Annotated in this window: 1 protein-coding gene; it reads left to right on the top strand. The window is 38.1% G+C overall.

Features of this window, described 5'->3' with window-relative positions; translation table 11 throughout:
* Nucleotides 1–265, top strand: a 265-nt coding sequence (locus tag AAEY79_RS15200; protein ID WP_352289307.1) for an N-acetylneuraminate synthase family protein, incomplete at both ends; no start/stop codon positions are given.

Below are 265 nucleotides of genomic sequence, written 5' to 3'. Positions count from 1 at the left end.
AACCTATACCGCTGATACGATTACTCTAAATAGTGATTCGGAAGACTTCAAAATTCATGGCGGATTATGGGATGGCGAAACCTTATACAGCCTTTATGAAAAAGCGCATATGCCATGGGAGTGGCATAAATCTCTATTTGAATATGCTCGTAAACTAGATATCACTATGTTTAGCTCGCCTTTTGATAATACGGCTGTAGACCTATTAGAAAAATTAAATGCACCAGCCTATAAGATTGCCTCTTTTGAAGCCATTGACTTACCT

The sequence above is a fragment of the Psychrobacter sp. GW64-MNA-CIBAN-0177 genome (genome assembly GCF_040309585.1).
Lineage (GTDB): Bacteria > Pseudomonadota > Gammaproteobacteria > Pseudomonadales > Moraxellaceae > Psychrobacter > Psychrobacter okhotskensis.
Note: the sequence above shows the minus strand (reverse complement) of the source record. Positions and strands in the feature narration are given on the sequence as shown.